The sequence below is a fragment of the bacterium genome, from assembly GCA_035380285.1.
In the GTDB taxonomy this organism is placed as follows: Bacteria; Auribacterota; Erginobacteria; order Erginobacterales; family DAOSXE01; genus DAOSXE01.
Genome location: DAOSXE010000026.1, coordinates 1 through 14,288 on the forward strand (window position 1 = coordinate 1; position 14,288 = coordinate 14,288).

Consider the following 14,288-nt stretch of genomic DNA (forward strand, 5'->3'; position numbering starts at 1 on the left):
TCAGAGTTAAGCAGAGTAATCAGGTGCGATAAGGGTTCAGGGTTCGGGGTTCAGGGTTCAGGGTTCAGGAGGAAAGCATAGAGCATAGGGCATGGCGTGCCCCTCGACCTCACCCTCTTCCGTCCCCCTTCATGATCTTCATGTCCTTCATGGTCCTTTCCCAATGCTTCCCCAATCAGAGTTAATCAGAGTAATCAGGTGCAAAATCTTTCAATTTTTCAATCTGTGAAATCTGTGGACTTCTTATGTCGGCCAGGTGGGTCCGAAAACGATTTTCGAACCTATCCGCGTTTGCCGCAAGCGTCCGACCGGTTCGAACCCGGCCCCCAGGTGAGTCCCCAGGGATTTACGGTTGCGGGGATCGACCGCCGCGTATACCGAAATCCCCCGCGCGGTTTCGTCGCGGAGAAGATGGAGAAGAAAAAATCCATAGAGACCGCGCAGCCTCAGATCTTCGCGGATCACTCCGTTGTAGAGATAAACGGCGTTTTCCTCCAGCGGCATGCTCACATTCATTTCCGGGATGATCGCCTCGCGGCGGTTGAGCCAGGCGTATCCGACCAGGCTTCCTCTGAGCCGGATGCCGATGCCGGCATCTCCCGATTCCAGCCTGCGCCGGAAAACGTCGGGACTTTTTCCCTCGATCCCGGCGCAAGCGGGGATATCTTCCGGAGTGAGGGAGGAGAGTTCGACTTCCGGCAGCTCGGCCGGAATCTCCTCTCCCGGCGCCCGGCAACGCAGAAGCAGGTAATCGACTCGCCGCATCCCCCAACGAGAAAGATTCAGAGAGAGCGATTCCCTCAGGCCTTGAGTATCTCTTCGCCTGAGCAGGTTCCGGAAAGAGCGTTGTTTCCGCCGGAGGACGGAGAGTTTCACTCGGGTGCCTCCGGAAATTCCACGCCCTTATTCCGAAGAAAACATTTGATAGCGGAAACCGAATCCATGGAAAGGATTTCCCCGATCGAGAATGTTACCCCGAATTCCTGTTCCAGGGCGTGGTAGAGGGCCAGATGCGATATCGAATCCCAGGCCGGGACCGATGAAGGGGAGAGGTTGTCGCCGAAGTCCTTTTCGGAGACATGGAGAAGCTCCCGAAAAATCCGGCGCAGTACGGCCTGGTTATCCATCGTGTATCGTCGCGGGTTTGGCAAGCGGCTCCCGCAGTTCCAGTTCATAGACGATTTCGGATTCGGTCTCGCTCACGAGCGCGAACCCGAGCCGGGGATACAATCGAGCCGCAGGGGCATTTCTGGAGGTGGGTCGGAAGATTCCCCGCAGTCGTGAATAACCGCGGTCCAGGCACAGTCGTGAGATTTCCCCAAGCAGATAGTCTTCGGCGCCCCGGCCGATGACGCGGCAGCTCAAAACCAGGGCTTCGACGACGGCGCCGCCGTCTTCGGGAGAGAACCGAAGCAGGGCCAAGCCGGTCAATCCGAGTTCTCCGAAACGATCCCGAAGGGACAATCGGAGAAGGAGAGAACGGGGGTCGTGAAAAGTTTTTTCCAGGTCTTCCCGGGTATAGCGAATCGTGGTCAGATTGAACTGATTCGCGCGCTGGAACAACTGAACCGCCCGCTCGATTTCCTCGGGGACGACCGGACCCACCCGGGCCTCCGTGCGAAGATCGAGGAGAAATTCCTCCAGGGTTTTCGATTTTTTTTTCAGTTCCTCGGCCCGCGTGCGAAAGCGATAGCGCTCGTTTCGGCGGAGGTCCTCTTCGGTGGTTTTCTCGGGGAAACACAGCAAGGCGCCGAGAAAAGCGGGCCGGTCGCGGGGGTCCGCGGGCAACGAAGGCACCAGAACCCGGGGGAGGGCGTTGCGGACCAGGTCCCGTTGCCTGGGATCGTCGTCGATGAACACAAACGATTCCAGCCCCAGCCCGAGTTCGGCGGCCAGCTCGGCGATCATCACGGGCTTCTCCTCCCAGCCGACTTTGACGGCGGCAAAGTCGTCGAGTCGGAGAGGACCGCTTGCGCCTGCGGCCAGCGCCACCCGCGTATCTTCGAAGTTGTTTCGGCTGGCCAGGGCCAGGAGAATCCCCCGCTCCGCCCAGGTCCGCGCCCGGTTTTGGATCCCCATGAATGTTTCCTTCAGGGGGCTCTTGCCGGGGTCGAAGGTTTCCTCCCCGGCAATGCCGTCCCAGAGCGTGTTGTCGGCGTCGAGGATGACGGCTTTACGCCTGGGGCCGGCCACCTCCAGGACGGATTCCAGGCATTCGCCGGCCAGATGGGCGAGAAAATCATGGGAAAACGGAATCCCGGAAATGCTCTCGAGTCTGCGGTCGAAAGCTTGCTTGGCTCCGAATTCCGAAATCATTCGAGGCAGGTCCAGCAGCTTGATATCCCGGCGTTCCCCATGCCACTTTCTGATAACGCCGTTGAGTGGGGAAGGGGAAATCTGTGAAGAATCGGGGGGGAGATCGGTCATCACGATCCGGCACGCGGGGAATCGCTCGCGAAAGAAATCGATTACGTCGAGAAGACACCCGGCTAAAGCGTCAGGATCCGGGTCGGCTCCGGGTCCGACGCTGAGGAAGGCGTTCCCTGCCGTGAAAATGGCTACGGTCGGCCGGAATTCGTGCAGCGGGCTTTCGGGGGCCAGAATTTCGCCGCCTAAGTTGGCGTGTCCGCCCGGATAGACAGCCGCTTCCAACATTCTTTCCCGGGCCAGGACGGCCAGGCATGCCGCCAGCGGTTCCATGGGAAAATCGCTCAACAAGGCGATTCTTTCCGCCGGGTCGGGCGGGGAGAACGCTTCGTCGCCCAAAAGACGGAAACGCCGATAGCATTCGAGAAAATCCCGCGGCCGCCTCCCGCCTTCCTTCCCGTCGTTTTTTTCGAGTAAGGAGGGGAAGCAGAAATTTTTCTTATCGTGCGCCGCCGTCTTCACTGTGGTTATGCCCAGATCTCCCTCAACGACTGGGCTCGGCCGTAAAGCCGGCCGGCCGGCCGGCGATTGATGATCCTGACGGAGGTTATCTTCCTGAACTCGTTGGAAAACCGTCGCTTATAGTCTTCGGCGGCCGCCAGAAAGTCGAACGTGGCGATTCTCTTTCCGATGCATTCTTCGATGATCATGGCGATCAGCGCCTTCATTACCTCGTATTGCCCCAGGCGGGGATCGAATCCCGTCTGATAGAAATAAAGAGTGTTGTTGAAGAGGAAGCAGTACGCCGCGGCCACGGTCTTTCCGTTCAGTTTGAGATCGCGGGCGAAAAGCCATTTCTTCTCGAAAAACCGCCGGGAAATCTCCTGGTGAAATTCCCGGTAGCCCGGGTTGGCGAACTTTCCCGGTTGCCCTTTTTGCCGCCAGCGCCAGGTATGCAGGGACTCGAAAATCTTCAGCCATGAAGGCACTTCGTCCGGAGTTTCGAGGCGGTGGTATTCGACCGTGAATTCCCGTTCGAGCCGCCGCCGGCGATAAAGCAGGGCACGCCGCTTCTTCCGGTCGAGTCCGTCGAGATAATCATCGAACGAAGCGGGGACGTTGATCCGGTAGCAGAGCGACTCGCTCAACACCTGGATAGGCAGACTGGTGGAGGAAGACAGCAGCGAAAAAAGAAGCCGCCGGCGGGCGTCGGTGAGAATCATCGAATGCCAATCGTTCCTGCCTTCCCAAAAAGCCAGAGTCGATTCGACGCAGGAAGAATAGGAATTTTTCGCGGCAATGATATCCATATCTTCGGAGCGGACCGTCGCCCCGGCCCCGACCGGGAGAACTTCCCGGATATTCAATAGCGGGGAGATAGCGCGTCGGCGGATGTAGAGAGGGGCGATTCCGACGATGTCGGAACCTTCGCGAAACACCAGAATCGAAAGGCGATGGCTTTCCCCGAATATGCGCCACCAGGTCGTGAGCCATTCCCTGGTTAGAAAGATGCTGGGAAGAGGCGAGTCGACTACCAGCTTGTTCCAGATTCCTCCCAGGTCGGAGAAGACGTTAGGGGAGTCATATTGTCTGATAGAGGGCATCCGAATTGAAAAAATTGCGCTGTAAAGGGATTTTTGAGATAGTACTATCCTTATCGATCACCGGCCAAACCGTCTCTTACAGGAGAAAACTTTCGTTTATGACATCCCCCGCCCGGAAATTCGCTCATCCCGGGGCCGTCGTCGCCCTAGGAGGCATTCTCCTGCTCGCTTTTTTTGCTCGAATCTGGGGAGTGGATTTCGGTCTTCCCGCCATTTACCACCCCGACGAGGAGCGGTTGGTCCATCACGCCTTAGCGTTCGGATTGGGCGACCTCAACCCCCATTATTTCAACTACCCCTCCTTGGCCATGTACCTTCTCTTTGCTCAATACGCCGGTTTTTACGCCCTCGGCCGATTGTTCGGAATTTTTTCCGGAGTGGGAGATTTCCAATCGCTTTTTTTCTCCGATCCGAGCGCATTTTACCTTATCGGCCGGGGAACATCCGCTTTTTTAGGCGCGGTTACGGTTTATCTGATCTACCGTTGGGGGCGCCGTGCTTACGGTCGCGTCGCCGGCCTGGTCGCGGCGCTTCTTCTGGGAATTTCCTTTCTGCACGTACGCAGCAGCCATTTTATCTGCACCGATATTCTTTTGACCCTGTTTGTGGTCTGGACGTATTTCCAGATCATGGGGATACTAGGCAAGGGCGATCTGAAATATTATGCGTGGGCCGGGCTTCTGGCCGGATTGGGTGCGGGAGCGAAATACAACGCTGCGACCCTGGCGGTCCCGATTATCCTTGCCCATTTCCTGACCCCTTCGCAGAAGGGAAATTGGGTCGCCAGATTCTTTTCCGCGAAACTGCTGGTATGCGGTGGCATGATGCTTGGAGCCTTCCTCCTGACATCTCCGTATATTGTCTTGGATTTTTCGAAATTTCTTAAGGACTTCATAGGCATTTCCACGCATATGCAAATCGGGGTTTATAGCACGGCCGGTGAATCGCAATGGATGGCATATTTCCCCGAATTTTTATTTAATGGAGTCTACTACCGCCCCGTGCGGCTCGATCCCGTTGGATTTCTTCTCGTCGCCGGGTTTGTCTGGGCGGTGCTCAGACACCGGAAACAAGAAATCGTGATCGCCAGCTATCCGATTCTGTATTTCCTGATGATCAGTTCCTGGGGGGTGGCCAACGCCCGTTATCTGATACCGGTATTCCCCGGTTTGATCGTTCTGACGGGCGGAGCTTTCCAGGAACTGTATTGTCAATCCAGAAATAGGGTGCCGCGCATAGTCCTCGTCGGCGGACTATTGGCGATATGCTCCGTCCCGGCATATAACATTGTTCTCCATGACATCATGCTCGACCGGGTCGATACCAGGACTTTGGCCAAACAATGGATAGAACGTCATATTCCGGAAGGAACCGGAATCGCATTGGAATGGGATAATAATTCCACGGTAGTTTTGGTCGAAAGCGATGAGATCATCAAAGACAAAATCGAGGGCTATGAGCGGGGAGAGTTACACACCATCCACCACCCGGCCGGTCAGATGATCGAGATCCATCAAGCCCGGCTTCGAGTCGACCGAGGGCCGAAGTATCGAATCGTCCGTCTGGGCGAGGTAGACGGATTAAAACTGATACCCGCTAATTATGATCTGGAACAATTATATCGTCTTGGGGTTGAATATATCGTATTGAGCCATGAAGTGTACCAATGGATTGAGTCCCCCAAAGGGCGGTCTCTTTATCCGGTTCACGCCGGTTTTTACGATCGGATTTTTTCTGAAGGAAAGCCGCTGATCATATTCAGGGGCGATAATCGCCATCCGCGGCTCCCGGGGCCGGAGATACGCGTATATCGTCTCGGCGATATCCTCTTACCAGGTTTTTCACAATCCGAAACACAAAAGAAATTGGATTAATGCGATGAAAGTTTTGTTGGTTGTTCCTCCGGTCGGGGAAAAGCAACTGTCGGTGCAGACCGACGCGGTACTTTCCCGCTGCGCCGGGATTATTCTCAAATCGCATTATGTTCTTCCCCCGATCGGGCTGATGTATCTCGCCGCTGCCTTGAAGGAATGGAGCCCGGCGGAGGTCGAGGTGCTGGATTGCATGGTGGAGGGCTTGAGGGAGGAAGAATCGATAAAACGGATCGAGGCCAAGGCTCCTCAATTGCTTTTTTTCGTTTTGGGGACCCCATCGGTGAAGTTTATCCGGGGATGGCTGCTGAGGATACGGGCCGCGGTTCCGGGTGTTAAAACCGTTGCCGTCGGGCCCCACGTCACCGCTCTCTCCGGGGAAAGCCTGGAGGCGGTGGGGATGGATTTCGTCGTTCGCGGCGAACCGGAACGTACCGCCGCGGACCTGGCCGCCGCCCTGGTGCGAGGAGGGTCGCTTCGAGATATCCCCGGGTTGGCCTGGCTTGAAAACGGTAAATTGGTGGAGACCGCTCCGCGGGATTTGATTCAGGATATGGATTCGGTCCCGTTTCCCGCCCGGGAACTTTTCGCCAACGAACGCTACAGCGCCCCCTTCGCCAAATCGTCTCCTTTCGCTTTGATTTTGACGTCGCGTGGCTGCCCCTTCCAGTGCATTTATTGTGCCACCCGCGGGTATTACGGCCATTCCTGGCGTCCGCGGGGGGTGGATAACGTTCTCGACGAATTGACGCTGATGGTAGGAAAGTTCGGCCTCAAGGACATCGGTTTCTGGGACGATACCTTCACGGTCGATCGCCGCCGGGTGGTGGATATCTGCCGGGGAATCATCGATCGACGATTGGGGATCCGTTGGATCTGCCTTTCCCGGGTGGATACGGTCGATCCCGAAACGTTGGGCTGGATGAAAAAAGCGGGCTGCTATCAGATCCAATTCGGCGTCGAGTCGGGAGACGAACGCATCCTGAAAAACCTGGGAAAGAACATCACCGTGGCCCAGGTACGGAATGCATTTCGCTGGAGCAAGGAGGCGGGGATCGACCCGGCGGCGTTTTTCATGTTCGGGAATCCGGGGGAGGACGAGGAAAGCGTCCGGCTTACCATCAAACTGGCTTTGGAACTGCCCGCCAGTTTCGCTTCCTTCAACATCAACACGCCCTATCCCGGCAGCGAACTTTTCGGCCGGATGAGAGAGAAACTCGGAGACGATTGGACTGCTCTGGATGCTCGTCATTCGTCTTATCAGGAAGGTTTCGACGGTAAAAGCCTTGAGAAATATATCCGGGAAGCCTACCGCAAATTTTACTATCGCCCTCGTTATCTCCTCCGATCTTTGGGAAGGATCAGATCCACGGACGATCTCAAGCGCTATATGAAAGCCGGTTGGGATGTATTGCGAAGATTCTGACAGCCATGGTTGCGTGATGGGTCTCGGCTATGTAGGGACCATGCCATGAATCTGGTTATCCCCACCGGAGTAGTAGTACTGGTCCAAACGGCGGTTTTGATTTCACGAGTGACGGCCGCTATTCCCGGATACTCGACATACTTCGGCGGTTCCTCCGGAGAGAAAGCGTATGCCGTTACCCTCGATACCGACGGGAATAGTTATATTGTCGGAGAGACTCAGTCCGGCGATTACCCCACAATCGATTGTTATCAAAACCATATTGCCGGCAATACCGATATTTGTTTATCCGTTTTTTCGTCGGACGGTTCTAGCCTGCTTATCTCCGGATATATTGGTGGAATATCCAATGATTACGGCTACGCTATAGCACTCGATGCAGACAGAAATATCTACGTGTCAGGAAGTTCCAATTCCTATAATTTTCCGACCCTGAACTCGATTCAGTCTTATTTGGCAGGAAGCGATGACGCGGTGGTGGTTAAGTTCTTCGCGGACGGGTCCGACGTATCCTACTCGACGTTCTTGGGCGGATCCGGCAGCGATAAAGGGAAGGGGATAACGGTGGATTCAGGCGGAGGGGTTTATATAACCGGCTACACTCAATCTACCGATTTCCCGACGGAGGCGCCTTTTCAGGGAACTTATGGGGGAGGAAGTCAAGACGCTTTTTTGACGGAATTCGATTCTTCCGGTACTGCCCTCCTTTTTTCTTCTTATTTAGGGGGAAGCAACAATGACAGCGCCTGTAGTGTGAAGCTGAATTCGGCCAACTGGGTTTATCTGGCCGGGACTACCGACTCTGAAGATTTTCCGACAAAAGAAGCTTATCAGTCTGCCACCAACGGAATAGATAGCGACGCATTTGTTACTGTTTTTTATTCAAACGGAGCTTCGCTCGTTTATTCAACTTATTTGGGGGGGCAGGTAGGATATCCTCCCTGGGCCGATCCGGTCGATCAGGCGTATGACCTCGCGGTATCGTCCGCCGGCGAAGCATTTGTCACCGGATTGACGTGGTCTTTGGATTTTCCCACGCGGCACCCCTATCAGGCCGGCAAAGGTTATTTAACCAATTTCGACGCCTTTCTCAGCAAGTTCGATTCCACCGGGTGGTTGGAATATTCGACATACTTGGGGGGAGGAGATCGTGATTCGGGAATCGGTGTGGATATTGATTCCTCGGGTTGCGCTTATGTAACCGGTTATACCTATTCTTTCGATTTCCCTACCAAGAACCCTTGGCAAGGGCACCACGCCGGTGGGTTTTATTCCTATGATGCTTTTGTTACCGGTTTCTCCGTCAACGGAACATCCCTGCTGTATTCGACCTATCTGGGCGGAAGCGGCACCGATATCGGTTATGCACTTGCCGCTGATGGTGGTGTCGGCGTGGTGGCGACCGGTTACACCGGTTCTCTGGATTTTCCGACATATAGACCATATCAGGCCGGAATAGCGGGCAGCAGCGATATTTATTTGGTTAAGCTTAACCGGACCGCCCCCACCCCCCCGCCCACCTGTACTCCGAGTCCGAGAGAAGGAAGTTCTCCTACTCCCTCGCCGATATGTTCTCCCAGCCCTTCGAAGACGCCTACCCCTACGCCAACGCCCAGTCCGACCCCCAGTCCGACCCCGAGCCCGACACCAAGTGCGACGCCCAGTCCGACCCCCAGTCCGACCCCCAGTCCGACCCCGAGCCCGACACCAAGTGCGACGCCAAGTGCGACGCCAAGTCCGACCCCCAGTCCGACCCCGAGCCCGACGCCCAGCGCCACGCCGAGCCCGTCCCCCACGCCGAGCCCGACACCCAGCGCGACGCCGAGTACGGCGGCAAGCTCTTCACCGACGCCGTCAGTCGGTGTAACTCCCTCGATTTCCCCTTCTCCCACCCCCTCCATTACCCCGTCCGCCAGTCCGACCCCCACCATCATCAATTGCTTCCATGTCGCTGGAACGGTTTACGGCGAAGATGGGGAAAAACTTTCGTCCGCTTGGGTCAGGCTGGTCTTCCCGGACCGCCGCACCGCCCCGGACGTAACCGATGGCGAGGGAATGTTCGATTTGAGGGGTTGCACCCATTTTCCTTCCCAGTCTCTGCGGGTCGAGGCCAGGAAAGCGGGGTATTACCCCTGGTATTCCCAGACCGACTATTTCGACTGGACGGACGTCGCCGGCATGGAAGTCTCGCTGTGCCGTCTCCCCCGGCCGTTGGGAGGCTCGAACAGCGATTTCGACGGGGACGGCTTCAGCGAGGTTGCCGTTTTCCGTCCTTCCACGGGGATGTGGGCGGTCAGGATGCTCACCCGCGTCTATTTCGGCGGGAATTTCGATCTGCCGCTCCCCGGCGATTATGACGGGAACGGCACCGCCGAATTCGCTCTTTATAAGGAATGGAGCGGAGTTTGGATCGTCCGAAATCTCACCCGTTGTTATTACGGCAATTTTATGGATCTACCGGTTCCGGGAGATTACGACGGCGACGGCACGGACGATCTCGGAGTTTTCCGCCATCCCCGGGGGACGTGGTTCGTCAGGGCAACGACCCGGGTTTATCTGGGCCGCTCCTGGGATTATCCCCTGTCCTGGAAAGAAACCATCGGCATCGTTCCCTGTATTTTTAGACCGGCTTCGGGGCTCTGGCAGACGTCGAATGGGACGCGTTTTTATTTCGGGAAGACGGGGGATGTGCCCATCCCCGGGATCTACGGGGAGAATGGTTGTCTGGGAGGGGTCTTCCGCCCCGGGGGGCCCTGGATCATACGAGGCCTCACCCGGTTTTATTGGGGCGGCAGCGGGGCCGTACCGGTTCCGGGCCTTTATCAGGGAGGCGGCGAAGCCGTTCTCCCCGCTGTTTTCAACCAGCCCGACGCCCGCTGGCGGCTGCGGGGGCTGACCGAGATGAACTACGGCCAACCCGGAGATATCCCGGTTACCCGCTAGACGTGCGCGCCCGCGCCCGGAGCGGTCGCCAGGCAGTGTCAAGTATTTGCATTTGTATTATTTCCCGGGCGGTGCTAACGTCTTTCCCTCATCGATACAACGTACCGCAAGGAGTCTTCGGATGTACAAAGAACAAAAAATATCCATGGTCATTCCCTGTCATAACGAGGAGGAGGGAGTTTCCCAACTGATTCCCCTGCTCAACGACGTTCCCATCGTCGACGAGATAGTCATCGTCGACAATAACTGCACCGACCGAACAGCCGAAATCGCCGCGGACCTCGGAGCCAGGGTGGTCAGGGAAACGATTCCCGGCTACGGGGCCGCCCATCGGGCTGGGATCACGGCGGCGGCGGGGGATATTATCGTGACCATGGACGGCGATTGCACCTATCCGGTGGAAAGCATCTCCCGACTGGTCAAGACCCTGATCGACGGCGGGTTCGACTTCATAACCTGCCGGAGGATGCCCGACCGCTGGCGGAATTTCAACGGTTTGCTCCGCCTGATCGGGAACGTAGTTTTGACCGCGACCACCAAGATCCTGTTTTTCCGCAAGATCATGGATTCCCAATCGGGGATGTGGGTTTTTAAAAAATCGGTTTTTTCCCGCATCGAGCCGATCAGCGATGGAATGGGGTTTTCCGAGGAGATCAAGCTTCGGGCTTTCATTCGCGACGATGTCAAATCGCTGGAGCTGCCGATTTTATATTTCGACCGGGTGGGAATGAGCGCTCTCAACCTTTGGCACGACGGCTTCACCAACTGGATATTTCTTTTTCAGTTGCGCTTCAAGGGGATAACCCGGTGGGAACGCCGCCACGTTGTCTCCAAGGATGCGTAAGCGCCTCCCGCTCAATCTGCTGCTTTTTCTCTTCAGCCTGGGGGCGTCGATCCTGATTCTCGAAGTGGTCTTGCGGGTGGTTTCCCCCGAAGCCTCGGACCTGGGCGCCGTCGCTGGGTCGGAACCCGCCCGTTTTTTTCCCGATTCCGATTCGGCCGACTCGCTCACGGGGTACGATCCCGATATCGGTTGGCGCAATGTCCCCGGGGTTTCCGGAACCTACCGCGGTCCCGATGAAGCGGTTTGGAGGGTGAAGATCAATTCGCGGGGGTATCGCGACCGCGAGCACGACCCGGTCAAGGAAGCGGGAGTCCGCCGGGTGGCCTTTCTCGGAGATTCGTTCGCCTGGGGCTATGGTTTGCGCGATGAAGAACGTTTATCGAATCTGACGGCGGCGGCCTTTCCCGGGATCGAGGTTTTTAACTTGGGATTGGTGGGGACCAGCACCGATCAGCAGTGCCTGATCCTGGAGCGGGCCGCGCCCGCCGTCGCTCCCGACGGTGTCGTGCTTCTGGTGCACGACACCGATATCTGGCATAACGCGCTGTCGGCCAACTACGGCAAACCGAAACCTCATTTTGTGTTCGAGGATGGGCGCCTCGAACTCCGGGGAATTCCGGTGCCGACTTCGCCGTCTCCGGTTGGGGAAACGATCGCCGGCGGAGAAAACGGGGCCAAGGAAGCGGGAGTAGGTATAAAAGGATTTTTAGGGCGGCATTCCCGGCTCTATCGCCTGGTGGCGGAGCGGTTGAAAAGAGTAGGGCCGGTGCGGGATATTCTTGAAGCCGTCGGCGCGGTTGAGCCGGCGCCGGATTCGGAATACAATGTCACTTTAACGGCGGCGATCATCGGCCGGATGAGAGAATCGGCGGAACTGGTGGGCGCGGAGAGCTTCGTAGTGATCTTGATCCCCTCCAAGGAATTGATCGAAAGTTGCTCGGGGCATTATCTGATCAGGGACATGGAACTGATTCGCCGGGAAGAGGAATCCGCGGCCTTGGCCGTCCGTCTCCGAGATGTCGGGTTCGATGTGATCGAATTGGGACCGGAATTCATAGACCATGCCCGGAAAGGGGAAACGTTGTATTTCGACGGGGACAACCACTGGAATGCCCGCGCCAATCAACTGGCTGTCGAACGTTTGATCCCGGTTCTTCAAGAACTCGGTTACGGGGGAACGGGGCGGAAGCGATGATCGGATTGCTCAAGGATATCGTTTTGACCGACCTGGGGATGCGCCTCAAGAACGACCGCCTGCTTAGGCCGGTTATCCTTCATGTCACCACCACCAACCGCTGCAACATGAAGTGCCAGATGTGCAATATCTGGAAACAACAACCGAAAATAGATCTCCCCGAGCAGGCCCTGGTCAACCTGAACCGTTCTCCGCTGTCCCGGGGGCTCCGCGTTCTGGACATCACCGGCGGCGAACCGTTTTTAACCGATATCGAGCGGCTGATCGATCTGGCCGGCGGACCGCGCTACGAGACGGTATTGTTTTCCTCGAACGGCACCTTGACCGACAAGACCCTGGAATGTATCGGGAATCTGGCCAAGCGGTTTAAATTCACCTTGGTCGTCGATATTTCCCTGGACGGCCTTGAGGAAGTTCACGACCGCGTCCGCGGCGTTCCGGGTACCTTCAAGCGGGCCGTCGCCACCCTGCAGGGGCTGGTCGAATTAAGCCGGGCATATCCCCGGCTCAAACCCACGGCCAAATTCACCATCATGCGGGATAATTACGACCAGCTCCTCCCCGTTTACGAACTGGCTCGGGAGATGGGCGTCGAGTTTACGACCAAGCCCGCCAGCGAGTTCGGCTTTACCGATAATCTGGGGGACAAGAGTTACATCTTCACCCCCGGCGAAACCCGGGAAATAATCGATTCCCTGCGCCGGATTACGGCCTCCCAGCAAACGACGCCTCTTCAACATGGCACGTTCATGCACCGGCTCTACCGTCAGGCGGAGATCATTTTCCATACCGAGCTGATCGGCTATATGGACCGGACTTTTATCAAAGGGGAAAAAGTTCCGGCCAGCCGTTGCTTTTCCTCGTCCATATCCATTTTGGTCCATTTCGACGGGAAGGTTTATAACTGCCCCACGTTGTTGCGGCCGATGGGGGATCTGACCGTTCAATCGCTGGATGAAATCTGGTACGGCCCGACCATGAGGAAGATGCGCCGTTTTATCGCCCAGGGCCGTTGTGCCTGTTATTCCCAGTGCGATCTGATGCCGGCGCTGGTTTTAGGGCATAAATTCGATTTGATTCGGGGCTTGATCCGGACTTATCCGAAGCCGAGCTGAGTGGAAACGGTTTCTGCTGAAAACTCCGACCGGTTTCGAATCGTCGGCGAACCGTCCTTCTCGCTAAGCCGTGTCGCCGGTTCGACGGCTCGGGTCGAGCCGCCTGGCGATGTAGTAGCGGATATCGAATAAGTTTAGATAAAACGCCCATCGATCCCAGCCCAACCGATGCAGGACTCGCGGCAGAATGGATGGAAGGCGCTTTTCTCGGGCAAGCATATGCAAAACGAAATCGATGCTGCGGTAGCAACCGCAGGTACGATCGAAAATAATCTCGAACCCCCGCTCTCTCAACAATCTTCCGACGGTCGCCGAGGTGAAATAATGAATATGCGTCGGCGGATAGATCAACCTCCAACGCTGTTTGCTCAGCCGGGCGTTGAGACTGCCGATGTCGCCTGTGGTCAGCGCCAGGAGCGCCCCCGGTTCGGTCGCGGTCGCGATCTTATCGATGATCAGGTCGGGCCGGGGAAGATGTTCGATCGTGTCCCATAGGCAGACCACCTCGTAGCGGTTTTCCGAGAAATCGAGGGAAAGGAAATCCCCGCCGACGGCGTCGAGCCCAAGTGTTTCGCGGGCGTATCGGGTCCCGTCTTCGCAGATATCGATGCCCGCGACCCGTTCGAATCGTTGTTGGGCCAACTCCAGAAAGAAACCGTAGGCGCAGCCTATTTCCAGGAGCGAGCGATGTCTATCCCGCTCAAGAAAGCGGGTCAAGACTTTCAGGCGCAGCTTGAAATTTTTTTGAATGACCCGCTTATCGGAGAGGTAGTCATGATATTCGTCGCCGAAAAAATAACCGCGCTGGTAGAGCGAATGATAGTCGGAAGGTTGCAGGCTTAGATCGGCATAGATATGTCCGCAGGAAGAACATTTCAGCAGACCCGGATAGAAAGGTCGGCCCATCGAGTCGCCGCAGATAA

12 protein-coding genes are annotated in these 14,288 nt (G+C 56.6%); 6 read left to right on the forward strand and 6 right to left on the reverse strand.

Translation table 11 applies throughout. The features are described from left to right. Positions 1 to 243 precede the first annotated feature (243 nt). The 4 genes from PLZ73_09940 to PLZ73_09955 form a co-directional block, all read right to left on the reverse strand. On the reverse strand, positions 244 to 765 hold the full coding sequence (locus PLZ73_09940) for a hypothetical protein (protein HOO78195.1): 522 nt from the start codon (positions 763 to 765) through the stop codon (positions 244 to 246). Between the two features lie 107 nt (positions 766 to 872). Next, positions 873 to 1,127, reverse strand: a complete 255-nt coding sequence (locus PLZ73_09945; GenBank protein HOO78196.1) for an acyl carrier protein — start codon at positions 1,125 to 1,127, stop codon at positions 873 to 875. Beyond that, on the reverse strand, positions 1,120 to 2,889 hold the full coding sequence (locus PLZ73_09950) for an HAD-IIIC family phosphatase (GenBank protein ID HOO78197.1): 1,770 nt from the start codon (positions 2,887 to 2,889) through the stop codon (positions 1,120 to 1,122). Before PLZ73_09950 ends, PLZ73_09945 begins: the two co-directional genes overlap by 8 nt. A gap of 5 nt (positions 2,890 to 2,894) precedes the next feature. Continuing rightward, the gene (locus tag PLZ73_09955; protein ID HOO78198.1) at positions 2,895 to 3,971 is read right to left on the reverse strand and encodes a GNAT family N-acetyltransferase; all 1,077 of its coding nucleotides are present in this window, start codon (positions 3,969 to 3,971) and stop codon (positions 2,895 to 2,897) included. 98 nt (positions 3,972 to 4,069) lie between these two features. Here PLZ73_09955 and PLZ73_09960 point away from each other — a divergent pair, with 98 nt between their 5' ends. Both PLZ73_09960 and PLZ73_09965 read left to right on the forward strand, forming a co-directional pair. Further along, the gene (locus tag PLZ73_09960; protein ID HOO78199.1) at positions 4,070 to 5,845 is read left to right on the forward strand and encodes a glycosyltransferase family 39 protein; all 1,776 of its coding nucleotides are present in this window, start codon (positions 4,070 to 4,072) and stop codon (positions 5,843 to 5,845) included. 4 nt (positions 5,846 to 5,849) lie between these two features. Next, a complete protein-coding gene (locus PLZ73_09965; protein ID HOO78200.1) occupies positions 5,850 to 7,268 on the forward strand; it encodes a radical SAM protein in 1,419 nt (472 codons plus the stop codon). Positions 7,269 to 8,743: 1,475 nt separating this feature from the next. On the opposite strand, the gene PLZ73_09970 is transcribed toward PLZ73_09965, so the two are convergent. Further along, complete coding sequence (locus tag PLZ73_09970) at positions 8,744 to 9,064, reverse strand: hypothetical protein (protein HOO78201.1); 321 nt, start codon at positions 9,062 to 9,064, stop codon at positions 8,744 to 8,746. A gap of 259 nt (positions 9,065 to 9,323) precedes the next feature. On the opposite strand from PLZ73_09970, the gene PLZ73_09975 reads away from it, so the two are divergent. From PLZ73_09975 to PLZ73_09990, 4 genes are all read left to right on the forward strand, one after another. Next, entirely contained in the window at positions 9,324 to 10,211 is an 888-nt protein-coding gene (locus PLZ73_09975; GenBank protein ID HOO78202.1) for a hypothetical protein, read from the forward strand. Positions 10,212 to 10,332: 121 nt separating this feature from the next. Continuing rightward, positions 10,333 to 11,055 (forward strand): glycosyltransferase family 2 protein, encoded by a 723-nt coding sequence (locus tag PLZ73_09980; protein ID HOO78203.1) that lies wholly within the window; start codon positions 10,333 to 10,335, stop codon positions 11,053 to 11,055. After that, entirely contained in the window at positions 11,048 to 12,250 is a 1,203-nt protein-coding gene (locus PLZ73_09985) for a hypothetical protein (GenBank protein HOO78204.1), read from the forward strand. Before PLZ73_09980 ends, PLZ73_09985 begins: the two co-directional genes overlap by 8 nt. Beyond that, positions 12,247 to 13,365 (forward strand): radical SAM protein, encoded by a 1,119-nt coding sequence (locus tag PLZ73_09990; protein HOO78205.1) that lies wholly within the window; start codon positions 12,247 to 12,249, stop codon positions 13,363 to 13,365. Before PLZ73_09985 ends, PLZ73_09990 begins: the two co-directional genes overlap by 4 nt. 63 nt (positions 13,366 to 13,428) lie before the next feature. On the opposite strand, the gene PLZ73_09995 is transcribed toward PLZ73_09990, so the two are convergent. Continuing rightward, on the reverse strand, positions 13,429 to 14,271 hold the full coding sequence (locus PLZ73_09995; GenBank protein ID HOO78206.1) for a class I SAM-dependent methyltransferase: 843 nt from the start codon (positions 14,269 to 14,271) through the stop codon (positions 13,429 to 13,431). Positions 14,272 to 14,288 lie beyond the last annotated feature (17 nt).